The organism is Flavobacterium croceum DSM 17960, assembly GCF_002917885.1.
Lineage (GTDB): Bacteria > Bacteroidota > Bacteroidia > Flavobacteriales > Flavobacteriaceae > Flavobacterium > Flavobacterium croceum.
In genome coordinates this window covers 58460-83985 of record NZ_PQNY01000011.1, presented here as the reverse complement: position 1 = coordinate 83985, position 25526 = coordinate 58460, and the positions used below count along the sequence as shown (strand labels likewise).

General features: G+C 32.0%; 25 protein-coding genes. 15 read left to right on the top strand and 10 right to left on the bottom strand.

Annotation, left to right across the window (positions count from 1 at the left end):
• The 12 genes from Q361_RS09435 to Q361_RS09385 all read left to right on the top strand — a co-directional run bounded on the left by Q361_RS09435 (window position 1) and on the right by Q361_RS09385 (window position 9559).
• Entirely contained in the window at window positions 1-780 is a 780-nt protein-coding gene (locus Q361_RS09435; RefSeq protein WP_103726480.1) for a zinc ribbon domain-containing protein, read from the top strand.
• A gap of 79 nt (window positions 781-859) precedes the next feature.
• Window positions 860-1660, top strand: coding sequence for a 23S rRNA pseudouridine(2604) synthase RluF (gene rluF, locus Q361_RS09430; RefSeq protein WP_103726479.1), 801 nt, complete (start codon window positions 860-862; stop codon window positions 1658-1660).
• Window positions 1626-2129 (top strand): hypothetical protein, encoded by a 504-nt coding sequence (locus tag Q361_RS09425; RefSeq protein ID WP_103726478.1) that lies wholly within the window; start codon window positions 1626-1628, stop codon window positions 2127-2129. The genes rluF and Q361_RS09425 overlap by 35 nt, the downstream gene beginning before the upstream one ends.
• Before the next feature lie 5 nt (window positions 2130-2134).
• Window positions 2135-4345, top strand: coding sequence for a M20/M25/M40 family metallo-hydrolase (locus Q361_RS09420; RefSeq protein WP_103726477.1), 2211 nt, complete (start codon window positions 2135-2137; stop codon window positions 4343-4345).
• 369 nt (window positions 4346-4714) lie between these two features.
• Entirely contained in the window at window positions 4715-5785 is a 1071-nt protein-coding gene (serC, locus tag Q361_RS09415; RefSeq protein WP_103726476.1) for a 3-phosphoserine/phosphohydroxythreonine transaminase, read from the top strand.
• A gap of 2 nt (window positions 5786-5787) precedes the next feature.
• A complete protein-coding gene (locus Q361_RS09410) occupies window positions 5788-6303 on the top strand; it encodes a hypothetical protein (protein ID WP_103726475.1) in 516 nt (171 codons plus the stop codon).
• Between the two features lie 3 nt (window positions 6304-6306).
• Complete coding sequence (locus Q361_RS09405) at window positions 6307-6915, top strand: GNAT family N-acetyltransferase (RefSeq protein ID WP_103726474.1); 609 nt, start codon at window positions 6307-6309, stop codon at window positions 6913-6915.
• An 83-nt stretch (window positions 6916-6998) separates the two neighbouring features.
• On the top strand, window positions 6999-7955 hold the full coding sequence (locus tag Q361_RS09400; protein ID WP_103726473.1) for a D-2-hydroxyacid dehydrogenase: 957 nt from the start codon (window positions 6999-7001) through the stop codon (window positions 7953-7955).
• A 59-nt stretch (window positions 7956-8014) separates the two neighbouring features.
• Entirely contained in the window at window positions 8015-8581 is a 567-nt protein-coding gene (locus tag Q361_RS09395; RefSeq protein ID WP_103726472.1) for a hypothetical protein, read from the top strand.
• Between the two features lie 16 nt (window positions 8582-8597).
• Window positions 8598-8726 carry a hypothetical protein gene (locus Q361_RS13970; protein WP_262496232.1) on the top strand — a complete coding sequence of 43 codons (129 nt, stop codon included), beginning with the start codon at window positions 8598-8600 and terminating at the stop codon, window positions 8724-8726.
• 77 nt (window positions 8727-8803) lie between these two features.
• Window positions 8804-9232, top strand: coding sequence for a DUF6146 family protein (locus Q361_RS09390; protein WP_169929289.1), 429 nt, complete (start codon window positions 8804-8806; stop codon window positions 9230-9232).
• Between the two features lie 9 nt (window positions 9233-9241).
• Entirely contained in the window at window positions 9242-9559 is a 318-nt protein-coding gene (locus Q361_RS09385; protein WP_103726471.1) for a DUF6787 family protein, read from the top strand.
• Window positions 9560-9582: 23 nt separating this feature from the next.
• On the opposite strand, the gene Q361_RS09380 is transcribed toward Q361_RS09385, so the two are convergent.
• From Q361_RS09380 to argS, 4 genes are all read right to left on the bottom strand, one after another.
• Window positions 9583-10071 (bottom strand): GNAT family N-acetyltransferase, encoded by a 489-nt coding sequence (locus Q361_RS09380; protein WP_103726470.1) that lies wholly within the window; start codon window positions 10069-10071, stop codon window positions 9583-9585.
• On the bottom strand, window positions 10071-10955 hold the full coding sequence (locus Q361_RS09375; protein WP_103726469.1) for a bifunctional 5,10-methylenetetrahydrofolate dehydrogenase/5,10-methenyltetrahydrofolate cyclohydrolase: 885 nt from the start codon (window positions 10953-10955) through the stop codon (window positions 10071-10073). Before Q361_RS09375 ends, Q361_RS09380 begins: the two co-directional genes overlap by 1 nt.
• Window positions 10956-11050: 95 nt before the next feature.
• Window positions 11051-12394: a signal recognition particle protein gene (gene ffh / locus Q361_RS09370; RefSeq protein WP_103726468.1), complete on the bottom strand. Its 1344-nt coding sequence runs from the start codon at window positions 12392-12394 to the stop codon at window positions 11051-11053.
• Between the two features lie 122 nt (window positions 12395-12516).
• A complete protein-coding gene (argS, locus tag Q361_RS09365) occupies window positions 12517-14295 on the bottom strand; it encodes an arginine--tRNA ligase (RefSeq protein ID WP_103726467.1) in 1779 nt (592 codons plus the stop codon).
• A 115-nt stretch (window positions 14296-14410) separates the two neighbouring features.
• Here argS and Q361_RS09360 point away from each other — a divergent pair, with 115 nt between their 5' ends.
• On the top strand, window positions 14411-16810 hold the full coding sequence (locus tag Q361_RS09360; RefSeq protein ID WP_103726466.1) for a TonB-dependent receptor domain-containing protein: 2400 nt from the start codon (window positions 14411-14413) through the stop codon (window positions 16808-16810).
• 73 nt (window positions 16811-16883) lie between these two features.
• Here the strand turns inward: Q361_RS09360 and Q361_RS09355 are convergent, their stop codons facing one another.
• The 3 genes from Q361_RS09355 to Q361_RS09345 form a co-directional block, all read right to left on the bottom strand.
• The gene (locus Q361_RS09355; protein WP_103726465.1) at window positions 16884-17141 is read right to left on the bottom strand and encodes a DUF6576 domain-containing protein; all 258 of its coding nucleotides are present in this window, start codon (window positions 17139-17141) and stop codon (window positions 16884-16886) included.
• Window positions 17142-17150: 9 nt separating this feature from the next.
• Window positions 17151-18158, bottom strand: a complete 1008-nt coding sequence (locus Q361_RS09350) for a 3-oxoacyl-ACP synthase III family protein (RefSeq protein WP_103726464.1) — start codon at window positions 18156-18158, stop codon at window positions 17151-17153.
• Between the two features lie 136 nt (window positions 18159-18294).
• Window positions 18295-18630, bottom strand: coding sequence for a YegP family protein (locus Q361_RS09345; RefSeq protein ID WP_103726463.1), 336 nt, complete (start codon window positions 18628-18630; stop codon window positions 18295-18297).
• Window positions 18631-18760: 130 nt separating this feature from the next.
• On the opposite strand from Q361_RS09345, the gene Q361_RS09340 reads away from it, so the two are divergent.
• Window positions 18761-21169, top strand: coding sequence for a prolyl oligopeptidase family serine peptidase (locus tag Q361_RS09340; RefSeq protein ID WP_103726462.1), 2409 nt, complete (start codon window positions 18761-18763; stop codon window positions 21167-21169).
• A 35-nt stretch (window positions 21170-21204) separates the two neighbouring features.
• On the opposite strand, the gene Q361_RS09335 is transcribed toward Q361_RS09340, so the two are convergent.
• From Q361_RS09335 to Q361_RS09325, 3 genes are all read right to left on the bottom strand, one after another.
• On the bottom strand, window positions 21205-22128 hold the full coding sequence (locus Q361_RS09335; protein ID WP_103726518.1) for an ABC transporter ATP-binding protein: 924 nt from the start codon (window positions 22126-22128) through the stop codon (window positions 21205-21207).
• Between the two features lie 113 nt (window positions 22129-22241).
• Window positions 22242-22937, bottom strand: coding sequence for an OmpA family protein (locus Q361_RS09330; protein ID WP_103726461.1), 696 nt, complete (start codon window positions 22935-22937; stop codon window positions 22242-22244).
• A 58-nt stretch (window positions 22938-22995) separates the two neighbouring features.
• On the bottom strand, window positions 22996-23466 hold the full coding sequence (locus Q361_RS09325) for a lipocalin family protein (RefSeq protein WP_103726460.1): 471 nt from the start codon (window positions 23464-23466) through the stop codon (window positions 22996-22998).
• A 155-nt stretch (window positions 23467-23621) separates the two neighbouring features.
• Between Q361_RS09325 and htpG the strand changes: the two genes are divergently transcribed.
• The gene (gene htpG / locus Q361_RS09320; protein ID WP_103726459.1) at window positions 23622-25505 is read left to right on the top strand and encodes a molecular chaperone HtpG; all 1884 of its coding nucleotides are present in this window, start codon (window positions 23622-23624) and stop codon (window positions 25503-25505) included.
• Window positions 25506-25526 lie beyond the last annotated feature (21 nt).

Genomic DNA, 25526 nt, shown 5'->3' with positions numbered 1-25526 from the left:
ATGGCTACTACAAAAGAAATGAGCGTTGAAGAGAAGTTAAGAGCGCTATACGATTTACAAATAATCGATACCAGAATTGACGAAATTAGAAATGTAAGAGGTGAATTACCTCTAGAAGTTGATGATTTGGAAGACGAAGTAGCAGGTTTAACGATACGTTTGGAAAAGCTTCAAAATGAATTGGTAAGTATTGATGAACAAATCAAAACTAAAAAAAGTGCTATTGAAGAACATCAAGCAGCTATAAAAAAATACAACGAACAACAAAAAGAAGTAAGAAATAATAGAGAATTTAACTCATTGTCAAAAGAAATTGAGTTTCAAGAACTTGAAATACAATTGGCAGAAAAACAAATAAAAGAGTTAAAAGCATCTATCGAGTTTAAGAAAAATGTAGTTGAAACTTCTAAAGAAAAACTAGAAGAAAAATTAACTCACCTTACACACAAAAAATCAGAATTAAACGATATTATGGCAGAAACTCAAAAAGAAGAAAACTTTTTGTTGGAAAAATCTGCTGAATATGAAAAAATGATAGACGAACGCTTACTTGCGGCTTACAAAAGAATTCGCGGTAGTGTACGCAACGGTTTAGCTGTAGTTTCTATAGAGCGTGGTGCTTCGGCAGGTTCATACTTTACAATTCCACCACAAACACAAGTAGAAATTGCCTCTCGTAAAAAAATAATTACAGATGAGCATTCTGGTAGAATTTTGGTAGACAATGCCTTAGCACTAGAAGAAAAAAATAAAATGGACGAACTTTTCGCCAAACTATAAAAAATTAAACCACGCTTAGTCGTGGTTTTTTTATGTTCTAAATGAATTAAATACCGAAACAAAAGTTTATTTTTGCGGTATGGAAGAAAATTTAGTTCGAATAAACAAATTTTTATCAGAAATTGGCTTTTGCTCGCGCCGAGAAGCCGACAAACTTATCGAACAAGGCAGAGTAACTATAAATGGTGCTGTTCCAGAAATGGGAACCAAAGTAAGTGCTAACGACGATATACGTGTAAACGGTAAACAAATAGGAGAAAAGAAACAAGCTAGAATTTACCTTGCTTTTCATAAACCTGTCGGTATCGAGTGTACAACCAATACTTCTGTTAAAAACAATATTGTAGATTATATTAATTACCCCGAAAGAATATTTCCAATTGGCCGACTAGACAAAGCTAGCGAAGGTCTAATTTTTATGACTAATGATGGAGATATAGTAAATAAAATATTAAGAGCAAGAAACAATCACGAAAAAGAATACATTGTTACCGTAAACAAGCCTATTACCGAAAAATTTATTGAAAAAATGAGTAATGGCGTTCCAATTTTGGAAACTGTTACCCGAAAATGTAAAGTAACAAAAATAAGTCAGTTTGTTTTCAAAATAATACTTACACAAGGATTAAACAGACAAATACGCAGAATGTGCGAATATTTAGGATACGATGTTGTAGCCTTAAAAAGAACAAGAATAATAAATATTTCTTTGGATATTCCTGTAGGAAAATATAGAGATTTAACCACCAAAGAGGTAGAAGTTCTCAACCAACTTATTGCACCGTCTAGCAAAACCGAAGAAGCTAGTTTACCCAAACAAAATGTAAAAAAATCAAACCCAAATCATGAGCAGAAATCTCGATATAAAAAAAGAAATTGAACGTTACCACAAAAGTAATTATTCCAAAAAAATAGCAATACAACGCCTACTTGAAGAAGGTTTTACACAAGAAGAAATAAATGAGCATATTGCCATTTTTAACCATGTAGATACCGATTATTTTGACACGCTATCTTACTTTTTCCCTGGATTAGTGTTTTTAATTATGGTATTTATGGCAACAGTTTACAGTGCTTATGATTTTAATAATTATTTATTGAAATTTTTATTTATTATCATTGCTGCATCAATTATTTACATCATAAAATTATACTATCAAAATAAAACAATAGCTAAATTAATTACGCTTGTACTCACAATACTAAGCTTGGCAGCAATACTGTATTTGTATGTTTCACATAGTATTAAATTAGTACCTTTTGTAGTATTTATTAGTTTTAACATACTTATATTATTAAGTGTTTTTAAAAGTTTAAAGATTAAAAATACGACAATTAAAAATCAATAAATTTTATGGCAAAAAAACTATTCATTCTATTTTTTGTTGTGCTCAACATAGCGCAGGCTCAAGAAAAGCATCTTAAAAACATACAAAAATTAACATTTGGTGGTGATAATGCCGAAGCTTATTTTAGTCCCGATGGATCTAAACTTACACTTCAAGTGACCAATTCAGAAATTGGAGCAAGTTGCGACCAAATTTATTTATTAGATTTAAAATTAAAAGAAATTAATACACAAAGCCTACAAAGAATTTCTACTGGAAAAGGAAGAACTACATGCTCTTATTTTATGCCAGACGGAAAACATATACTATACGCCTCTACACATGCTTATAATAATGCTTGCCCCGAACCTCCAAAACCTATCGACGGAAAATATCTATGGGCAGTATATCCAGAATTTGACATTTATATGGCCGACTTACAAGGCAATATTGTAAAACAACTTACCAATACACCTGGCTATGATGCCGAAGCTGTTGTATCGCCCGACGGAAAAAAAATTGCTTTTACAAGTACTCGTAGTGGCGATTTAGAACTCTACACAATGGATATCGATGGCAGCAATATAAAACAAATTACAAATGGTTTAGGTTACGATGGAGGAAGTTTTTTTTCGCACGATAGTAAAAAATTAGTATTCCGTTCATCAAGACCAAAAACCGATGAAGCCATAAAAGAATATAAAGATTTGCTAGCCAAAAACCTTGTCGCTCCTACCGAAATGGAAATTTATACATGCAATATAGATGGTAGCGATTTAAAACAAATTACACATTTAGGAAAAGCAAATTGGGCTCCTTTTTTTCATCCTTCAGATAAAAAAATTATTTTTTCTTCCAATCATCATTCTACTAAAGGTTATGATTTTCAGTTGTTTACGATAGATACTGAGGGTAATAATCTACAACAAATTACGTATGAAAGCGAGTTTAATGCCTTTCCAATGTTTTCTCCCGATGGCAAAAAATTAGTGTTTTCGAGCAATCGTCAGCAAAGCAAACCTAGAGAAACCAATGTATTTATTGCCGATTGGGTAGAAGGTGATGCTAGCGAAATTACACAAGAACCAAACTTAAAAAAGCATATTCAATTTTTGTCTTCAGATGCCTTAGAAGGAAGATTAACAGGCTCTAAAGGAGAAAAAAAAGCAGCAGAATATCTTGCAAAAGAATTAAAAACATTAAAACTAAAACCTTACAACAAAACATTTTTTCAAGATTTTGATTACAAAGTAAGGCTAAACCCACACGATACATTACAAGTTGCAGCAAACTCTGGCCGAAATGTAATTGGATATCTAGATAATAAAGCCAAAAAAACAATAGTTATTGGTGCACATTACGATCATTTGGGCAGAAACGAACACAACAATTCTACCAAAGCAAATTCAAAAGGTGAAATACACAACGGAGCAGATGACAATGCCTCTGGAGTTTCTGCTGTACTTGAATTGGCTAGAATGTTTAGTACAAATAAAACAGTAGAAGATACCAACTATATTTTTGCTTTTTTCTCTGGAGAAGAAGATGGACTAATAGGCTCGAAACATCTTGCCGAAACTTTAAAAAATAAGTTTCCAAACATAACTGCCATGATAAACCTAGATATGGTTGGCCGATTGGACAAAGATAAAAACCTAACCGTTGGAGGTATAGGCACTTGCCCCGATTTTAAAAATATTGTAGAAAAAAATAAACCCGCAGGGTTTCATGTAACATTAGACGAAAATGGCATTGGCCCCTCAGATCATACTTCATTTTATTTAAAAGATATTCCTGTTTTATTTTTCTTTACCGGAACGCACAACGACTACCACAAGCCTAGTGACGATGAAGATAAAATAAATTATTATGGTGTAAAAAACATTACCGATTATGTATTTAGAATTTCAAATGAATTGTCGAATCTAAGTACTGTAACTTTTACAAAAACCAAGATTAATGCTCAAAAAACAACTCCAAAATATAAAGTTACATTGGGTATTATGCCCGATTATACAGATAAAGGAGATGGTTTACATATTGATGGTGTAACTGAAAACCGCCCTGCTCAAAAAGCCGGACTTAAAGAGGGTGATATTCTTACAAAAATTAACGATTGCGTTATAAAAGAAGTATACAGCTATATGGAATGCCTCTCAAAACTTAATGCTGGTGATGAAGTTACAATTGAGTTTAAAAGAAATGGTGAATCCTTTGTAGTAAAAACAAAACTATAAATAACAAAAACGCCTCTACTATTTGAGGCGTTTTATTTTAAGATATTGTTCCAAAAGCAAATGCCTTATAAATAGTAAACTTTAATCCGTTTCGAAAGTATTTTTCTAGAATAAAACTAAAAACAATACAACATTCAAATCCATTCAATAGTAATATATTACATGAAAGCCTTTTATTTAGCACTTAAAAAAAATCAACGTTTTGCAAAAATCGTTACTCAATATACATCAAATTAACAATTTTGTTATCAACTATAACGTTTTCGTTAATAACCTAGTTCTTTTTCTATAGATTATAAATTTTGTTATAAAACCTTATGAACGAATTTTGCAACTCATATTCTTATTATCTCTAAAAAACGTATCCAAATGAAAAAACATAACTACAGTGCAGGTCCATGTATACTTCCGCAAGAAGTGTTTGAAAAATCGGCACAAGCCTTACTCAATTTTAACAATTCTGACTTATCAATATTAGAAATATCACATAGAAGTAAAGACTTTGTAGCTGTAATGGAAGAAGCCCGAAACTTAGTTTTAGAACTGCTAGGTTTACAAAACAAAGGATATCAAGTTTTATTTTTGGCTGGAGGTGCTAGTTTAGAATTTTTAATGGTGCCTTACAACTTAATGAAAGTAAATGGAAAAGCAGCTTATTTAGAAACAGGCACTTGGGCTGTTAATGCAATAAAAGAGGCAAAATTGTTTGGAGAAACTCAGATAGTAGCGAGTTCTAGCGATAGTAATTTTAATTTTATTCCAAAAAATTACGAAATTCCAACAAACGCCGATTATTTTCATTGTACAAGCAACAATACCATTTTTGGTACACAAATGAAATCATTTCCAAAAACCAATATTCCTTTGGTTTGCGATATGAGTTCGGATATTTTTTCAAGAACTTTAGATTTTGAACAATTTGATTTAATTTATGCTGGAGCTCAAAAAAATATGGGTCCAGCAGGAACAACATTAGTGGTTGTAAAAGAAGAAATTTTAGGAAAATCTGGTCGTACAATTCCAAGTATGCTCGATTATCAAAAACATATTAAAGCAGAAAGTATGTACAATACGCCGCCTGTTTTTCCTATTTATGCTTCTTTATTAACATTACAATGGCTTAAAAACAAGGGTGGCATTAGTGCTATAGAGCAAAAAAACCAAGCCAAAGCCACACTATTGTATAACGAAATAGATAGAAACCCATTGTTTAAAGGAACTGCAGCCGTTGAAGACAGAAGTATTATGAATGCCACGTTCTTATTACACGATGAAAACCACACTTCTATTTTTGACAAAATGTGGAAAGAGGCAGGTATTTCTGGTTTGGCAGGCCATCGTTCTGTAGGCGGCTATAGAGCATCTATGTACAATGCTTTACCTATCGAAAGTGTGCAAGTATTAGTAGATGTAATGCAAGCATTAGAAAAAGCAGTTTAGGTATGAAAAATTTATTTCTTTTTTTAGCATTAGTTTTTATAACACAGAATTCTTTTTCTCAAAAAAAGGAAAGCGAAAACTCTGTTCAAATTAAAAATGTAATTAGTACATTCATGCAATGTCTTGTAAAAAAAGACAGTGTAAAATTTTATAATCTATTTTACGACAAACCCGAAAAAGTAGTTTGGTGTGGTGTTTTTAAAGAGAAAACTCAACAAGAACGTTTAAAAAAAGATAGCTCCAAAAAAGATAATTTTTCAGGCGATTACAAAACATTTTATAGAAGTATCTCAGATTCAGGAACCGATGAAGAAAAATTTTATAACATTATTATAAAAGAAGATGGCGCCATTGCTACTGTAATTTTTGACTACAGTTTTTGGGAAAATAACGTTAAAATAAATTGGGGTAAAGAAAGTTGGGGTTTAATGAAAATTAATGGAGAATGGAAAATTACAAGCGTAATTTTTTCATACGAAACTGAAAAATATAATCCAGAACCCAAAAAGAGAAAATAAATAATGAATTTTAACTGCAAAGAAGATTATATTTTAGAAAATGATGTTGTGCGTTTACAACCACTACAAAATTCTGATTTTGAAAAATTAGTTGTATTTTCTATAAACGAACCCGAACTTTGGAGTTACAATGCAAATGGCCCAGATAGCCCAGAGCATTTGAAAAAATATATTGAAAAGGCTTTATCACAAAGAGAAAAACTAGTAGAATATCCATTTATTGTTTTTGATAAAACTAAAAATAAATTTGCAGGAAGTACACGTTTTTACAACATCAATCTAGAAGCAAAACATTTAGAAATAGGTTTTACTTGGTATGGTAAAGAGTTTCAAGGAACCTTGCTAAACAAAAATTGCAAATATTTACTTTTGGAATTTGCCTTCGAAAAAATGAATTTAGAACGTGTTGGTTTTAGAGCTAATAATTTAAATCAAAGAAGCATCAATGCCATGAAAAGCATAGGTTGTATCAAAGAGGGAATACTAAGAAATTTTAATACAGATGCTAAAGGAAATCGTATTGATGCAATAGTATTAAGCATTCTAAAAAATGAATGGTTTACATCAGTAAAAAACAATTTAAAAAACAGAATTAGTAATACCAATTCGTAAAAAAGTTTACAAAAAATAAAATATAATACTTAAACCCTACTTACCCCTAGTAGGTTTTCCCCTTTTGGGGTTAGGGGGCATACATGAAAGTTTTAGCCAACGACGGAATTTCACAAGCTGGAAAAATTGCTTTAGAAAAAGGTGGATTTGAAGTAATCACTACAAAAGTAGCTCAAGAACAAATTGCAAACTATATCAATCAAAACCATATTGATGTACTATTGGTACGAAGCGCAACCAAAGTACGAAAAGATATTGTAGATGCTTGCCCTAGTTTAAAAATAATAGGTCGCGGAGGCGTTGGCATGGACAACATTGATGTAGAATACGCTCGCAGTAAAGGACTTCATGTGATTAATACTCCTGCATCGTCTAGCGAAAGTGTAGCAGAACTTGTTTTTGCTCATTTATTCTCAGGCGTTCGTTTTCTACAAGACTCCAACAGAAATATGCCTTTGGAAGGCGATACCAACTTTGAAAATTTGAAAAAAGCATACGCAAATGGTATAGAACTTCGTGGGAAAAACTTGGGTATTATAGGATTTGGGCGCATTGGACAAGCCGTAGCCAAAATGGCAATTGGTTTGGGTATGCACGTTTTGGCTTTTGATAAATTTGTACCAGAAGCTAGTATAAGTTTAGATTTTTTCGATGGGCAAAAGTTAGATTTTACCATAAAAACAATTTCTTTTGAAGAAGTTTTAGAAAAATCAGATTTTATTACATTACATGTGCCTGCACAAAACGGATATGTAATAGACAAAGCCGAAATAGAACTTATGAAACCTAACTGCGGTATTATAAATTGTGCGCGAGGTGGTGTAATTAATGAAGTGGCTTTGGTAGAAGCTTTAGAAAACAACACCTTATCTTTTGCAGGTCTAGATGTTTTTGAACATGAGCCTTCTCCAGAAATTCAAATATTAATGCACCCAAAAATATCACTTACACCACATATTGGTGCCGCTACTCTAGAAGCTCAAGATAGAATTGGCACAGAACTTGCCGAACAAATTATACATTTACTGAAAAGAAATTAAATTTTCATTTTTAGTAAAAAAATTATACATTTGATTAATAACAAATTAACAACAAAAAAATGTTTGAACAACTAACAGATTTAGTAAAACAGTTTGGAGCAGATGCAGTAGTAAATAATCCTGCCGTTCCCAACGAACAAAATGATGCTGTACTAGAACACGCTAGCGGAAATATACTAGATACTCTAAAAAATATTGCTTCGCAAGAAGGTGGTGCAGATTTAATAGGAAGTTTATTTCAAGGTGACAATGCCGAAGATGGATCTAATCCCGTAGTACAACAAATTACCAATCAATTATCGGGAAGTTTGGGAGAAAAATTTGGCTTAAGTGCCGATGATGCTTCTGGTGTAGCTGGAAGTTTAATTCCAAAAGTTTTAGGCTCGCTTATTGGTGGTGCAAAAGACCCTAACAATTCAAGCATACAAATTACAGATATTATTGGAGCATTAACCAATGGAAATGGCGGAGGCGGCATCATGGATGCCATATCTAAATACGGAGGAATGTTTGGATTAGACCAAGATGGAGACGGACAAGTAGGTATGAGCGATGCTGTTTCGGCAGTTACAAAAAACTCTGGAGGCTTAGGCGGACTTTTAGGAAAATTGTTTGGTAAAAAATAAACTAAATATATTATTTATGGGAAGAATAGGAGGTTCTGAGATAATTATCTTGATTTTACCAATAATTATAGTATTTCTTATTGGCTATTTTATAGGAAAAGGTGCTGGATATAGAAAAGGTATACAAGACTGTTTAAAAAAATAGAATTTCAAAAAATACAGTGTTAAAAGCATCAGTTTATTCTGATGCTTTTTGTATTTTTATATCATAAAATAATACCGATGAAGAAGATATTATTTGTTGTTTTATTTCTATCTATTACAATTGTAGCTTGTACAGCAAAACACAAAGCAATAAGTGAAGACAAACCCAAACTAGAAAGCGATACGATTAAAATAGCCAACAGCGATATTGAGTATGAAGTAATCATTATCGATGCTGGATTTAGCAGTTGGTTTAATACTTTTGCCAAAAGCAGAAATTATTATTCACAATCTTATCTAGAAGCAAGAAACAGGGTTTGGGTACAAGAATGGAACCGAAGAGCAATGCTACCTATGCAATACAATAGTATGCTGTATGAAATGCAAATAGATTACCAAAACAATATAAATTATGGGTACGAAGTAAACTATATGCTCTATCATTATTTGGTTTATTTTCAACTTACAAACAAACAATCTTTAGGCGGATTTGTAGCAAGGTTATAATAGTATTTTATGAGCAGTTTAAAAAAGAAGTGGAATATCACGAGTAATTTTCAATTCGTATTAATTTTAATTGTATTTGCAGTTACAGGTTCTACATCTGCATATATTGCCAAACCAATACTTAGTTTTTTAGGAATAAATAAATCTGATTTTTCTGCTTGGTTATATTATCCTTTATACATTATTCTTATTTTTCCTATATACCAAGTGTTATTACTTTTCTTCGGAACAATATTTGGACAATTCAAATTCTTTTTTGAAATAGAAAAAAAATTTTTATCAAGAGTAGGATTAGGATTTTTATTCTCCAAAAAATCATCAAAATAAGTAATGATTATTGTTTTGAAAAACTACAATACATACTCCATAATGTAATCGTCCATTACAAAACCATTTCCAATATCTATTACTGTTTCGGAAGCTACAAAAAAGCCATATTTTTCATAAAAAAACTTTGCTTTATTGTATTTATTTACATTTAAAAACAGAGCTATATCTTTATTTTCAAGTGCTTTATCTTTTATGTAATCAAGCATTAAAATACCATACCCTTGTCCGTGCTCACTGGGTTCTAAATACAGTTTGTGCAGTTTTGTTTTTTGTTCCAAATGATGCTCATACGATGCAAAGCCAATGTACTTTTCTTCCTTTTTTAGAAGAATAAATCGATGTCCCGCAGTGTATTGATCTTCCAACGAATTTAAACTATATCCTTTATTAAGCATATAATCTATTTGTTCTTTTGAAATAATTTCCACATAGGTTTTATTCCAAATACTGTAGGCCAAAGCCTGAATAATTGAAAAATCGACTTGAGTTGCTTCTACAATTTGAACCATTATAGCTTAAATTTTTTCTGTTCTCTAGCTAGCAATGTATTTTTTAACAGCATGGCAATAGTCATAGGGCCTACTCCACCCGGTACAGGTGTAATAAATGAAGCTTTTTTTGATACATTTTCAAAATCTACATCACCTACAATTTTATATCCTTTTTCGCTAGTTTCATCTGCTACACGAGTAATACCAACATCAATAACAACAACCTCATCTTTTACCATTTCGGCTTTTAAATAGTTTGGAACACCCAGTGCTGTAATAATAATATCGGCTTGTGTTGTAATTTGGCTAATGTTTTTTGTATGACTGTGGGTTAAGGTAACTGTAGAATTTCCTGGAAAATGATTTCGTCCCATTAAAATACTCATTGGTCGCCCTACAATGTGACTTCTTCCTATAATAACGGTATGTTTTCCATCGGTAGGTACGTTGTATCTTTCAAGTAATTCTAAAATTCCGAAAGGAGTAGCGGGTATAAATGTACTCATATCGAGTGCCATTTTTCCAAAATTTTCAGGATGAAAACCATCTACATCTTTACTCGGATCAATAGACATAATAATATGTTGTGTATCTATTTGCTTGGGCAAAGGCAATTGAACAATGAAACCATCAATAGTATCATCTTCATTAAGCTGTTTTATTTTTTTGAGTAATTCTGTTTCTGATGTTGTACTAGGCATCTTAACCAAAGTAGACTCAAAACCTACTCGCTCACAAGCTTTTACTTTGCTGTTTACATAAGTAAGACTAGCCCCATCATTACCGACAATTATGGCAGCCAAATGCGGAACTTTTTCGCCATTGGCTTTCATTTTTTGAACTTCAGCAGTAATTTCATTTTTAATATCTTCTGATACTTTTTTGCCGTCTAGTAGTTGCATAATTTGTGTGTTTCTTAATTTTAATTTTTGTTTTTGTAAAAAAATTAAGGTTTAAACTTTCAACTCTTGAAACTTTAAACCTTAACTTATTTATTTTACGTTCTTGGCATGCCTTTCATTCCGCCCATCATTCGCATTAAATTTTTACCTCCTGCTCCTTGCATCATTTTCATCATCTTGCTCATCTGGTCAAATTGTTTTAAGAGTTGATTTACTTGCTCTATTTTTGTTCCAGATCCTTTTGCTATGCGTATTTTTCTTTTGGCATCTAGTAGAGAAGGTTTACTACGCTCTTTGGGTGTCATGGAGTGAATAATGGCTTCTATATGCTTAAAGGCATCGTCTTCTATTTCTACATCTTTTAAAGCCTTGGAAGCACCAGGAATCATTCCTACTAAATCTTTCATGCTTCCCATATTTTTTATTTGCTGAATTTGTGCTAAGAAATCGTCAAACCCAAATTCATTTTTAGCAATTTTCTTTTGAAGTTTTCTTGCTTCTTCTTCATCATATTGAGCCTGAGCACGCTCTACCAAAGACACAACGTCTCCCATACCCAAAATACGATCGGCCATACGAGAAGGGTAGAATACATCAATAGCATCCATTTTTTCTCCAGTACCAATAAACTTAATAGGTTTGTTTACTACCGATTTAATAGATAATGCAGCTCCACCTCGTGTATCACCATCAAGTTTTGTAAGTACTACACCATCAAAATTTAATCTGTCGTTAAATGCTTTGGCTGTGTTTACAGCATCTTGACCCGTCATAGAGTCTACCACAAACAAAGTTTCACTCGGTTTAATAGCTACATGAACATTGGCTATTTCGGCCATCATTTCTTCATCTACAGCCAAACGACCAGCAGTATCTACAATAACAACATTAAATCCGTTTGATTTTGCATATTGAATAGCGTTTTGTGCAATAGATACAGCATTTTTGTTTTCGGGTTCAGAGTAAACCTCTACACCTATTTGGTCTCCTACTACATGCAATTGATTGATTGCCGCAGGACGGTAAATATCACAAGCAACTAAAAGAGGTTTTTTGTTCTTTTTAGTTTTTAAAAAATTAGCCAATTTACCCGAAAAAGTAGTTTTACCACTACCTTGTAAACCCGACATTAATATGATGCTAGGCGTGCCCGATAAATTAATCCCCGATGCTTCGCCACCCATTAACTCGGTAAGCTCATCTTTGACTAATTTGACCATTAATTGACCTGGTTCTAAAGTAGTCAATACATTTTGCCCAAGTGCTTTTTCTTTTACTGTTGATGTAAAATCTTTGGCTATTTTAAAGTTTACGTCGGCATCGAGTAACGCTCTACGAACTTCTTTTAAAGTATCGGCAACATTAACTTCTGTAATTTTACCATGCCCTTTTAATATATGGAATGCTTTGTCTAGTTTATCGCTAAGGTTGTTAAACATAGTTAATTTTCTTAAAAATGAAGTGCAAATTTAAGCATTTGAAATTGAAGTACGAAAAGTATATAACTAAAAAAGAAAGAGAAAAAGCTCTTTCTTTTTTATATTCAATTCTAATTTTTTTTTTACATTCTTTCTGGCACTTCTATTCCTAATAATGAAAATGCAAGCTGAATTGTATCGGCTACTTTTTTGGAAAGTTGTACTCTAAAAACTTTTTTATGAGCATCTTGTTCTCCAAGAATTGAAACAGACTGATAGAAAGAGTTATATTCTTTAACCAAATCGTAAGTGTAATTGGCTATCAAGGCTGGGCTATGGTTTTGTGCTGCATTTTGTATCAATTCAGGAAACAATGCTATTTGTTTGATAAGTGTTTTTTCTTTTTCGTGCAAATCGCTCAAATCTATTTGTTGCGAAAAATTGAAATCTGCTTTTCTTAAAATAGATTGTATACGAGCATAAGTATATTGAATAAATGGGCCTGTATTTCCATTAAAATCTACCGATTCTTCTGGATTAAACATCATTTGTTTTTTAGGATCTACCTTTAGCATAAAATATTTTAAAGCTCCTTTACCAATAATGTTGTATAGTTCCTTTTTGGCTTGTGCATCATACCCTTCAAGTTTACCTAGTTCTTCAGAAATTTGTTCAGCAGTTCGCGTCATTTCTGCCATCAAATCGTCTGCATCTACTACTGTACCTTCTCTAGATTTCATTTTTCCAGAAGGTAATTCTACCATACCGTAACTTAAATGATACAAGTTTTCTGCCCAATCAAATCCGAGTTTTTTAAGTATTAAAAAGAGTACTTTAAAATGATAATCTTGCTCGTTACCCACAGTGTACACCATACCACCTACATCTGGAAAATCTTTAACACGTTGAATGGCTGTACCTATATCTTGTGTCATATACACCGAAGTTCCGTCGGCACGAAGAACCAATTTTTCATCTAAGCCATCTTGGGTTAAATCTATCCAAACCGAACCGTCTTCTTTTTTGTAGAAAACACCTTTTTCCAAACCTGTTGTTACGACATCTTTACCTAATAAATAAGTATTTGACTCGTAGTAATAACTGTCAAAATCTACTCCTAGTTCTTTGTATGTTTGAGCAAAACCATCGTATACCCATTGGTTCATTGTTTTCCATAAACCTACAACCTCATCATCTCCAGCTTCCCATTTGCGCAACATTTCTTGAGCTTCGAGTATACTAGGTGCTTGTTTTTTGGCTTCCTCTTCTGTAAGTCCGTTTGCTATTAATTCATTTATTTCTGTTTTATACTGTTTATCAAATACAACATAGTATTTCCCAACCAAATGGTCTCCTTTTATACCTGCTGTTTCAGGCGTTTCTCCATGTCCAAACTTTTGCCAAGCAAGCATCGATTTACAAATATGTATACCTCTGTCGTTAATAATTTGGGTTTTGTAAACTTTTTTACCCGATGCTTTTAAAATTTCGGCTACGGCATAACCTAATAAATTATTTCGTATGTGTCCTAAATGTAAAGGTTTGTTTGTATTGGGCGAAGAATATTCTACCATTACGGCTTTATCATTTGGATTGGGTGTTACAAAACCAAATTTATCTTGAGAAAATATAGTAGAAAATAGTTCTGTATAATAACTATCGGCTATTACAATATTTAAAAAACCTTGAACTACATTAAACTTGGTTACTATTGTTGTGTTTTGTAATAAGTAATTGCCTATGGTAGTTCCTATTTCTACAGGGGTTCCTTTTATTTGTTTTAATAAAGGAAAAATAACCATTGTAATATCGCCTTCAAAATCCCTACGAGTAGCCTGAAATTCAATTTTATCAAGTTCAACATTGTAGTGTTTGTTTACTGCATCAAAAATATGGGGCTGTAATAAATTTTGAAGTGTCATAATTATAAATTTTAGGTTGCAAAGATAAATTTTTAGAAACTTTTTTAAAGCTTTTTGTAACAAAAACTAAATGAAGCATACTTAATAATTGAGCAAATTTGAAAATTAAATCTAAATGAAACTAAAATCAATTTTATTTCTTTTGTTGTTAAACAGTTATTATCTGGTAGCGCAAAACGGAATTATTACAGGAAAAGTTATTGACAGTAAGAGTAAAAGCCCTTTGAGCTTTGTAAACATTATCTTGAAAGAAAAAGGAAAAACCGTAGGTGGCGGCGTAACTTTTGACAATGGGAGTTTTTCTATAAAAGGATTGGGATTAAAAAATTATGATATAGATATTCAATACATTGGATATAAAACCATTCATAAACAAGTAAGCCTATCTACTGAAAACCGTGTACAAAGTTTGGGTGTAATTGCCTTAGAGGAAGAAGCCGCTAAGCTACAAGAAGTAGAAATTGTAAAAGAAAAGTCTACTATTGAGCAAAAAATAGATCGAAAAGTGATTAATGTAGGTAAAGATTTAATTTCTGCTGGTGCTACTGCTGGCGAAATATTAAACAACATACCATCGGTAGCCGTAGATCCGCAAACCAATGCTATAAGCCTAAGAGGAAATGAAAATGTTCGCGTATTGGTAGACGGAAAACCGACCAATGTAGATGTAGCTCAACTTTTAAAACAAATTCCTTCTGCATCGATAAAGCAGGTAGAGCTTATTACCAATCCTTCTGCAAAATATAATCCTGAAGGAATGAGTGGTATTATTAATATTGTTTTGAATAAAAATGCTTCAAAAGGTTTTAATGGTAGTGTAAACAATGGTGTAACTTTTGGAAAAACACCAAAAATAAATTCGTCTATAGATTTAAATTACAAAGTAGGTAAAGTAAATCTTTACGGAAATTATGGTTTTAATCACGGTTATCAAGCAAATCATGGATATATAAATGGATACAATCCGACAAAAGAAAGCAATGTAGATTTTAATTTTAGAAATAAAAACACATCGCATTTATATAAAGTTGGTATGGATTTTTATATAAATGATATGAACACCATTTCATTCTACACAACACAAAACGATTTTAGAGCAACGGGTACAAGTTTAACTACTGTAGATTATTTTGATAATTGGCTTAATATAGACCAAAATCAATCGCAAGATTCTAAAAACAAAAATCAATCGCAAACTTACAATTTAGACTACAAGCACTTATTTAACAAAGAAGGAGAAAATATAGAATTGGAAGTAAACTACAACCAAAACAATGGTAAAGAATTGTCTTATTTTAATACTTACAGCAATGCTTTTTCAAATAGTTTTTCTAATAATGTTTCGAGCTTGAATAAAAACACCAAAGCCAATTTAGATTATACTAAACCGTTTAAAGATAATAGTAAACTAGAGCTTGGAGCAGAAACTAGAATTGAAAATACATCAAATGGTTTCGACAAAAATGCAACCTACAATTCTGATTTTTATTACGAAAGAAACATAAATTCACTCTATGCAACCTATGGAAAACAATGGACAAAGTGGGGAATGCAAGTAGGTGCTCGATTTGAAAACTACACAGCAAAAGCTACTTTTAAATCTGTTGATGCTACAGATGAAAACAACAATGGAAATACTACTGAAGTTATTACTAAACCGTTTAGCGATGTAATCAATACGGTATATCCTTCTGGATATATTTCGTATAAACTAAATGATAAAAACACTTTTTCTTTTAACTATTCACGTCGTGTAGATCGCCCAGGTATTGGTCAAGTAAACCCTATTAGAGAATGGAGTACTCCTACTGTAACATCTGTTGGTAATCCTTATTTAGTACCACAATTTACCAATTCATTTGAATTTAGTTATAGCACAAGAACCAAAATTGGTACGGTAAATACTGTTGTATTTTATAGAAATCTTACTGATGAAATTACTCGTGTAGTAGAAATTGATCCAAATGATGCTACAAAAAATATATTGTCATATACCAATTTCAAAAACAACAATTCGTATGGCGCAGAAATTTCGAGTAATTTAGATTTTACAAAATGGTGGAGCGCAAATGTTTCTGCCGATATATACTTTAGAACTATTAGAGGAACTGTTTCTAATAACTTTGTAGAAAAACAAGCCCAAGTTTTTAACACACGTATTAATAACACCTTCAAAGCCAATAAAAATTTAAGATTTCAATGGTTTGCCATGTATAGAGGTAATGAAAGAAGCTTACAAATGGACAGAAAATATATGTTTAGAACAGATATTGGTGCTAGTTTAAATGTTTTAAAAGGTAAAGGTACTTTGAGTGCTCGTTATAGTGACATTTTTAAAACAATGCATTATAGATTTGTAGGCGATTTACCATACAACCAAGAAGGTGCTTTTTATTGGGAAAGCAATACATTATACATAGGCTTTAATTACCGATTTGGCGGTGGAAAAAATGCTGCTCTACAACGCAAACAACGCGATAAAAATGAAACACAAGGAAGCGGAGGAATTATGTAATAAATTCTAATGCATAAAAAATCCCGAATTACATTTTAAATGAAATGTAATTCGGGATTTTTAATTATGTGTTCTAAAGTTTACCAGACAACTCGTTTAGTCTATCTATTTCCAATTTGGTTAAACTTTTTAATCCTTTATTGCTTACTTTTTCCAATAAAACATCAAGTTCTTTTTTCTCTTGGTATTTTTGTTCGTTGTATTTATCTTCAATAGTTTTATATTTTTCAGTAGTAGTAAAGCTGTGTAATGATTTGTTTTTTTGCACAACAAAATAATACAACAAAAAAAGCAGTAAGACTACTATTACAAAAAATGCAATCGAGTTCATACTAAAAAATTACCATCTCACAATTACGCTTCCCCAAGTAAATCCAGAACCAAATGCTGCAAGAACAACCAAATCTCCTTCTTTTATTTTACCTTGTTCCCAAGCCTCTGTAAGTGCTATTGGAATTGAAGCTGCTGTAGTGTTTCCATATTTTTGAATATTATTGTACACCTTATCGTCAGCTAATTTGAATTTTTGTTGTATAAATTGTGAAATTCTTAAATTAGCCTGATGAGGAATAAGCATATCAATATCTGAAACCTGTAAATCATTGGCTTTCAAGCCTTCATTTATTACTTCACTAAAGCGTACTACTGCGTTTTTAAATACAAACTGACCATTCATATAAGGGTAATAACTTTCGTCATTTGGGTCGTTCTCTGCGATAATATCAGTTACCCAACGTTTTCCCATGCCAGGTGCTATAAGAGCTAATTCTTCGGCATGTTGCCCTTCGGCATGTAAATGTGTAGACAATATTCCTTTTTTAGTATCTTCTTCGCGAGTAAGTACAGCGGCTCCTGCTCCATCACCAAAAATAACCGATACTCCTCTACCTCGAGTTGTCATATCCAAACCTCCCGAGTGTAATTCTGAACCAATAACAAGTACATTTTTATACATTCCTGTTTTTATGTATTGGTCTGCAATAGAAATAGCATATACAAACCCCGAACATTGATTTCTTACATCCAATGCTCCTACAGTACGCATACCTAAATCACGTTGAACCAAAACTCCTGGACCTGGAAAATAATAATCGGGGCTAAGTGTTGCAAAAACAACAAAATCTATATCTTGTGCCGTTATGCCTGCTCTCTCTATAGCTATTTTAGCAGCTTTTACACCCATGCTTGTTGTGGTATCTTCGCCTCTTATTACATGTCTACGTTGTTGAATACCTGTTCTCTCTTGAATCCATTCATCATTGGTGTCCATTATCTTGGATAAATCATCATTGGTAACAATATTTTCAGGTACGTAAAAACCTAATCCGCTTATTTTTGAATTATACATTGTTTCGAATTGTTTTGTTAAGTCAAACAAAGTTAATAATATTTTAGCACTAAATTTTAACAGATTTCATTTAGTTTGATTTCTATAAACTAAAAAACCTCAGTTCTCACTGAGGTTTTTATACATATATTTTTTACTAAGCTGCTGTTTCGTCTACTATTTCGGCATCTGGAGCATTTTTTTGAACCGATGCAATACCGTTATCTCGAGATGCTGTGCTTTCGTACATTTCACTAGTTCCTATTATTTGTCCGTTTCCTGCTTTTAAATTAAAATAAAACTTACCGTTTTTTGATTCCAATTTTTCAAATCGAGATAAATCGGCGCTGTTTTTCTTTACAGATTCAACACCATTCAAGCAAGCCGCTTTGGTTGTATAGCCTTCGCTTGCTAATATTGCCTGACCGTTTCCTGCCTTTAGAGTAAATTGACATTCTCCATTTTTTCTAGTTGTAATTACAAATTTTCCCATAATTAAAATAATTTAGTATATAAAAGTACTGATTTTAAAATAATTATAAAAAAATATTTAAGCATAAATTAACAATCTCTATTTGTAACAAATAATTTAGATAGACTACTAATAAACAAATACTAATTTTATGAAGAAACTTATCTACTTTTTTTCATTGCTTTTATCTCAATTTGTAGTAGAAGCGCAAGAAAACATTACTTTTCAAAAACCATCGCCCGAAATTTTAGCTCTTGCAGATTACCAACGTGCTCCAAGTGTAAGCTTAGATTCTCAAAAAAAGTTTATGCTACTAAGTTTTAGAAATACATACAAAACATTAGACGATTTAAACCAAGAAGAGCTTCGATTGGGAGGTTTGCGTATTAATCCTGTAACAAATATTTCGAGTACTGTAACTTACATTAACAATCTTAAACTAAAAAATCTTACAACCAATAGAGAGTATGATGTAACTGGTTTACCAGAGAACCCAAAAATTACAAACATATTTTGGTCGCCAAACGAAAGTAAAATTGCTTTTACTCATACTACAAACAAAGGTGTTTCTTTGTGGGTGCTCGATGTAGAAACAGGGAATGCAAAAGCAATAACTTCTGATAATTTGAATGCTAATTTAGGAAATCCTTTTAGCTGGAAAGACAATACAAGTTTACTGATAAAAGTATTGCCAAAAAATAAACCTGCACTTATTAATACAACCAAAGATTTACCAAAAGGACCAACAGTATCTATAAGCGATGGTTCTAAATCTCAAAACAGAACATATCAAGATTTATTAAAAAACCCTATTGATGAAGCAAATTTTGAAAACATTGTAACTTCTGAGCTTTATATTGTTAGTACAGATGGAACTCAAACTTTTTTTAAAGAAGCAGCCATGTATGCTGGCGAAAGCATATCGCCCGATACAAATTATGTAATGATAACTACCTTACAAAAACCTTTTTCATATATAGTTCCTTTAAATCGATTTCCTCAAATTACATCGGTTTACGATTGGAAAGGTACACTTATACAAACGGTAAATAATGTTCCACTTACCGAAATAATGCCAAAAGGTTTCTCTTCTGTAAGAAAAGGTAAACGCAGTATGAGTTGGAGAAACGATATGCCTGCAACTTTGTTTTATGTAGAAGCACTAGACGAAGGAGACCAAAGTAAAAAAGTAGATTTTAGAGATGAATTATTTTTATGGAATGCTCCTTTTACAACGCAACCTAAATCTATCGCAAAAACCATACAGCGCTATGACGGTATTATATGGGGCGATGAAAATATGGCTTTGGTTTACGATTCTTGGTATGATACCCGCAACGAAAAAGTATACTTTATAAATCCGTCTACGTTTAATGAGAGTCCTAAAATTATTTCTGATAGAAATTCTCAAGATATTTATAGCGACCCAGGTAATTTTGAAACCAAAAAAAACAAATATGGAAGACAAACTTTGGTAATTGAAAACAACAACCTATATCTTATTGGTGACGGTCATACCAAAGAAGGCCAATTCCCATTTATAGATGCTTTAAATTTAAACAATTTTCAGAAAAAACGATTGTATCTATCAAAATTAAAAAACCAAAAAGAAGATATCCTCTCATTAGAAAATATTCAAAAAGGTGAAGCCTTAGTTATGCTTCAGTCTAAAAACGAATACCCTAATTATTACATTAGAAACTACAAAAATAATAAAGTAAAAGCCATTACATCGTTTAAAAACCCATTTGAAAGTATTAAGAATGTGTACAAAGAAGTTATTAAATACAAAAGAAAAGATGGTGTAGAACTATCGGGAACATTATACCTTCCTGCGGGTTATGATTTTAAGAAAAAAGAAAAACTACCTTTATTAATATGGGCATATCCTGCCGAATATAAAGACAAAAATACGGCTGGGCAAAATGATAAAAACCCAAATGAATTTACTTTTCCAAATTATGGTTCATTTGTGTATTGGGTAACCAAAGGTTATGCGGTATTAGATGACGCATCATTCCCTATTATTGGCGAAGGCACTACCGAACCTAATGATACTTTTATTCCGCAATTGGTTTCAAATGCCGAAGCTGCTATAGATGCTGTAGACAATTTGGGTTATATTAATAGAAAGAAAGTGGCTATAGGCGGACATTCTTATGGTGCATTTATGACCGCCAATTTACTCACACACAGCAACCTATTTGCTTGCGGAATTGCTCGCAGTGGTGCTTACAATCGTACACTTACACCTTTTGGATTTCAGAGTGAACAACGCAATTATTGGGATATTCCAACTATTTACAATGAAATGTCTCCTTTTATGAATGCCGATAAAATGAAAACTCCATTATTGTTAGTTCATGGTGATGCAGATAACAATCCGGGAACATTTACACTACAATCTGAACGCTATTTTCAAGCACTTAAAGGGCTAGGCGCACCTGTACGCTTAGTACTTTTACCTAAAGAAGCGCATGGATATGTTGCTAAAGAAAATATTTTACATTTGCTTTGGGAACAAGACCAATTTCTAGAGAAATATTTAAAAAATGAATAAGTTTTAGATAATAAGAAACTGCTTTTGGCAGTTTCTTATTTTTTTAGAGCAATGCAAACTTTTGAATTTAATGCGTATTCTTTTTGAGATTCTACAAATAAAACAACATCGTCAGAAAGAAGTTCTAATAGATAATCTTTCCCTCTATAATAACAATTTTTCACTACTGCTTCAATAGGTGATTGATCTATTATTTGAAATTGATTTGGATACAAATAGGTTGGTTTTTCTCGAACATATATTGTATTTACATCTCCAAACAACGAAGCTGTGTAATAATTGATAGGATTTTGGTATACCTTTTTTGGAGTATCTTTTACAATGATTTCACCTTGCTTTAAAACAATTACTTCATCTGTAAAAGATAACATATCTGTACTATCATGAGTAGCGATAATAGTTGTAATTTGTTTTTCTTTTAAATAACTAAAAATATTTCTACGCAGGCTATTTTTTCTAAAATTATCTATATGACTAAAGGGTTCATCTAGTAGTAAAACTTCTGGTTCTTTGGCTAGCACTTTGGCCAAAGCCACTCTTTGCATTTGTCCGCCACTTAAATATTGAGCTTTTATTTGTGCAAAATCAGACATTTCTACTACTTCGAGCAATTCTGTAATACGTTTTTGCTTTTCTTCTGGAAAAAAGTTTGATAAATATTTGCCTACATTTTCGGCTACGGTAATATAGGGCATCAAATCGAAATCTTGGGCTAAATATTTCATGTATTCCATACCTGGTATCAAATGATATTTTGGCCCTAATACCTCATTGTCATTCCAAAATATTTGCCCGTGATTTAAGTCATACAAACCGTAAATTAATTTTAAAAGAGTACTTTTTCCGCAACCGCTTTCTCCAATTATAGCTACTGTTTTACCTTTATCTACGGTAAAAGAAATAGTATTTATAATGGGTCGCTCTTGATAAGAGAATGAAATATCGGTTACCTTTAGCATAATATTTTTATTTAGTATAAAACACTTTAAAATTTTATGTATTGTTAAAACAAAAAGTCTTAAAGCAAATATAACTTTAAGACTTTTCATTTTAAATTTTTTTGATAAAAATATTATTGTCCTGCTTCTTTTTTAGCGTCTTGAATCATTTTATCATTAGCTACAATAGAAAATTCTACTCTGCGGTTTTGTGCTCTACCAGCATCTGTTTCGTTATCTGCAATAGGATCTGCTTCGCCCATACCTACTACTTGAAAACGAGACACGTTTAAACCTCTAGAAGATAAATACGATTTTACAGCATCGGCTCTTTGTTCAGACAATTTTAAATTGTAATCATCTGCTCCTTTGGCATCTGTATATCCAAAAATTTTGATATCTGTATCTGCATATTCTTTAAAAACAGGCACCAATTTATCTAAATTTGCTTTGGCTGTAGCTGTAAGTGTCGATTTGTTAAAATCAAAATTTACAGAGTTTTCTCCAAGAGTTAATTTTATACCCTCTCCTATTCGCTCTACTTGAGCTCCTGGTAAAGCATTTTGTATTTCTCGGGCTTGCTTGTCCATTTTATTTCCAATTACGCCACCAGCAACACCTCCAATTACACCTCCAAGCACTGCTCCAAGAGCACCATTACCACCTTTACCTATATTGTTACCCAAAACACCTCCAAGCACAGCGCCTGCTACAGCGCCTATACCAGCTCCTCTTTGTGTGTTATTGGTATTTTTTACCGCTGTACAACTTGTAAATGTAGTAGACAACAAAAAACTTCCTGCTACTGTATATAATGCTATTTTTTTCATGTTTATTTTTTTTAGAATTAAGAAATAGAAATTAAAATAATTAAAGTGTCGTTATTATTTAATTCTTTTGAAATTGATAGGTTACATCAACCATTTTACCTCCAATATTTACCTTATCTACCAATTGGAAACTTGTTTCTGTTTGGTTTGCTACACGAAGTATATAGCCATCAAGCATTTTTTTTGATTTTGTTCCGTTTAAGTATTTCAATACAAAATTACCTTCGTTGTTTACATACCATGTAATATCTGAACTATAGGCTGTACAACTTGACGAATTTAAAGCCATATTTCCTTTATTATTATTTGAAATAAAATGCCAAACACTACCTACAAAACATTTAGAATCGGCCAAGTCAAACGAAGTAACTTTCATATAATCTGAACCTGGAAAAGTAACCGAACTAATTGTCCAATCGCCTTTTATGGCAACTTGTGATGTTCTGTCTAACTTCGTTTCTGTAACTGATTTAGATTTACAGCTTACCAACAATAAAACTGTAAACAGTACGAGTAAAATTTTTTTCATATTTATAAGTATTTTCTGCAAAGATACTGTATTCCATTCAAATTGATTTGTATCGGTTTTATACAATTTATACTACGTCAATTTGTCAGTTTTTAACTTTTGGTATTTTATTTGAAAAACATTATTTCAAAAGTATAACCTTAAAAGTAAAAAATATGTCAACAGGAAAAATTAATGTTTCGGTAGAAAATATCTTTCCGTTAATTAAAAAATTTCTATACAGTGACCACGAAATTTTTCTTCGTGAATTGGTTTCCAATGCAACAGATGCCACTTTAAAACTAAAACATCTTACCAATATTGGCGAAGCAAAAGTTGAATATGGTAACCCTATTATTGAAGTTAAAATAGATAAAGAGGCAAAAAAACTCCATATTATAGACCAAGGAATTGGTATGACTGCTGATGAAGTTGAAAAATACATCAACCAAGTAGCCTTTTCTGGAGCAGAAGAATTTTTAGAAAAATATAAAGATTCTGCCAAAGATGCAGGTATTATAGGTCATTTTGGTTTAGGTTTTTATTCTGCTTTTATGGTGGCAGAAAAAGTTGAAATTATCACAAAATCTTTTAAAAATGAGCCTGCTGCACATTGGACTTGTGATGGAAGCCCAGAATTTACTTTGGTAGAAAGTGATAAAAAAGAGAGAGGAACAGAAATAATTTTGCATATTGCCGAAGATTCTACCGAGTTTTTAGAAGAATACCGCATACGCGAATTACTGACAAAGTATAACAAATTTATGCCTGTTCCAATTAAATTTGGAACCAAACAAGAAGCATTACCAAAGCCAGAAGATGCTCCAGAAGATTATAAAACAGAATATCAAGAAGTTGATAATATTATTAATAACCCAAACCCTGCTTGGACAAAACAACCTACAGACTTAACCGATGAAGACTATAAAAACTTTTATCGCGAGTTGTATCCAATGCAGTTTGACGAGCCTTTATTCCATATTCATCTCAATGTAGACTATCCGTTTAATTTGACTGGTATTTTATATTTTCCAAAATTAGATGCTAACCTTCAAGTTCAAAAAGACAAAATACAATTGTATCAAAATCAAGTTTTTGTTACCGATAATGTAGAAGGTATTGTCCCTGAATTTTTGGTGATGCTTCGCGGGGTTATCGATTCGCCAGATATTCCTTTAAATGTATCGCGCTCGTACCTTCAAGCTGATGGAAATGTAAAGAAAATTTCCAATTACATAACCCGTAAAGTTTCCGATAAATTAAAATCATTATTTAATGAAAATAGAGAAGATTTTGAAAAAAAATGGAACGATATTAAAATAGTTTTAGAGTACGGAATGCTTTCTGAACCAAAGTTTTATGAAAAAGCAGGCGATTTTGTATTGTACCCAACAACAGATGATAAGTATTATACATTGGCCGAACTAAAAGAAGCCATAAAAGATACTCAAACAGATAAAAATGGAAAACTAGTTGCTCTATATGCTTCTAATAAAGAATCACAACACGCCTATATTGAAGCAGCCAAAAGTAAAGGATATCAAGTATTGCTATTAGACTCTCCTATTGTTTCGCATTTGATTCAAAAACTCGAACAAGACAATGAAAATCTAACCTTCACTCGTGTAGATTCTGATCATATTGAAAAATTAATTCAAAAAGATGAAGAACAAATCTCTAAACTTTCAGACGAAGAAAAAGAGAACTTAAAAACAACTATAGAAACTTTTGTTCCCAAAGAAAACTATACTGTACAAGTAGAAGCTATGGATAGCCATGCTGCCCCATTTATTATTACGCAACCCGAATTTATGCGTCGAATGAAAGAAATGAGTCAAACAGGCGGTGGCGGTATGTTTGGAATGGGTAATTTTCCAGATATGTACAACTTGGTTGTCAATACAAATTCAGAACTTGCTAGCACAATATTAAATGCTGATGAAAATGCCAAAGAAAGCTTGGTAAAACAAGCGCTAGATTTAGCTAAAATTTCACAAGGTTTACTTAAAGGAGAAGAACTTACTGCTTTTGTAAAACGAAGTTTTGAGTTGATTAAATAACTCTAATTATTCTGTAAAATT

Excerpts from the sequence above, each read along its gene's own strand:
- Q361_RS09435 (WP_103726480.1), top strand. The coding sequence starts at position 1 with ATGGCTACTACAAAAGAAATGAGCGTTGAAGAGAAGTTAAGAGCGCTA.
- rluF (WP_103726479.1), top strand. The coding sequence starts at position 860 with ATGGAAGAAAATTTAGTTCGAATAAACAAATTTTTATCAGAAATTGGC.
- Q361_RS09425 (WP_103726478.1), top strand. The coding sequence starts at position 1,626 with ATGAGCAGAAATCTCGATATAAAAAAAGAAATTGAACGTTACCACAAA.
- Q361_RS09420 (WP_103726477.1), top strand. The coding sequence starts at position 2,135 with ATGGCAAAAAAACTATTCATTCTATTTTTTGTTGTGCTCAACATAGCG.
- serC (WP_103726476.1), top strand. The coding sequence starts at position 4,715 with ATGAAAAAACATAACTACAGTGCAGGTCCATGTATACTTCCGCAAGAA.
- Q361_RS09410 (WP_103726475.1), top strand. The coding sequence starts at position 5,788 with ATGAAAAATTTATTTCTTTTTTTAGCATTAGTTTTTATAACACAGAAT.
- Q361_RS09405 (WP_103726474.1), top strand. The coding sequence starts at position 6,307 with ATGAATTTTAACTGCAAAGAAGATTATATTTTAGAAAATGATGTTGTG.
- Q361_RS09400 (WP_103726473.1), top strand. The coding sequence starts at position 6,999 with ATGAAAGTTTTAGCCAACGACGGAATTTCACAAGCTGGAAAAATTGCT.
- Q361_RS09395 (WP_103726472.1), top strand. The coding sequence starts at position 8,015 with ATGTTTGAACAACTAACAGATTTAGTAAAACAGTTTGGAGCAGATGCA.
- Q361_RS13970 (WP_262496232.1), top strand. The coding sequence starts at position 8,598 with ATGGGAAGAATAGGAGGTTCTGAGATAATTATCTTGATTTTACCAATA.
- Q361_RS09390 (WP_169929289.1), top strand. The coding sequence starts at position 8,804 with ATGAAGAAGATATTATTTGTTGTTTTATTTCTATCTATTACAATTGTA.
- Q361_RS09385 (WP_103726471.1), top strand. The coding sequence starts at position 9,242 with ATGAGCAGTTTAAAAAAGAAGTGGAATATCACGAGTAATTTTCAATTC.
- Q361_RS09380 (WP_103726470.1), bottom strand. The coding sequence starts at position 10,071 with ATGGTTCAAATTGTAGAAGCAACTCAAGTCGATTTTTCAATTATTCAG.
- Q361_RS09375 (WP_103726469.1), bottom strand. The coding sequence starts at position 10,955 with ATGCAACTACTAGACGGCAAAAAAGTATCAGAAGATATTAAAAATGAA.
- ffh (WP_103726468.1), bottom strand. The coding sequence starts at position 12,394 with ATGTTTAACAACCTTAGCGATAAACTAGACAAAGCATTCCATATATTA.
- argS (WP_103726467.1), bottom strand. The coding sequence starts at position 14,295 with ATGACACTTCAAAATTTATTACAGCCCCATATTTTTGATGCAGTAAAC.
- Q361_RS09360 (WP_103726466.1), top strand. The coding sequence starts at position 14,411 with ATGAAACTAAAATCAATTTTATTTCTTTTGTTGTTAAACAGTTATTAT.
- Q361_RS09355 (WP_103726465.1), bottom strand. The coding sequence starts at position 17,141 with ATGAACTCGATTGCATTTTTTGTAATAGTAGTCTTACTGCTTTTTTTG.
- Q361_RS09350 (WP_103726464.1), bottom strand. The coding sequence starts at position 18,158 with ATGTATAATTCAAAAATAAGCGGATTAGGTTTTTACGTACCTGAAAAT.
- Q361_RS09345 (WP_103726463.1), bottom strand. The coding sequence starts at position 18,630 with ATGGGAAAATTTGTAATTACAACTAGAAAAAATGGAGAATGTCAATTT.
- Q361_RS09340 (WP_103726462.1), top strand. The coding sequence starts at position 18,761 with ATGAAGAAACTTATCTACTTTTTTTCATTGCTTTTATCTCAATTTGTA.
- Q361_RS09335 (WP_103726518.1), bottom strand. The coding sequence starts at position 22,128 with ATGCTAAAGGTAACCGATATTTCATTCTCTTATCAAGAGCGACCCATT.
- Q361_RS09330 (WP_103726461.1), bottom strand. The coding sequence starts at position 22,937 with ATGAAAAAAATAGCATTATATACAGTAGCAGGAAGTTTTTTGTTGTCT.
- Q361_RS09325 (WP_103726460.1), bottom strand. The coding sequence starts at position 23,466 with ATGAAAAAAATTTTACTCGTACTGTTTACAGTTTTATTGTTGGTAAGC.
- htpG (WP_103726459.1), top strand. The coding sequence starts at position 23,622 with ATGTCAACAGGAAAAATTAATGTTTCGGTAGAAAATATCTTTCCGTTA.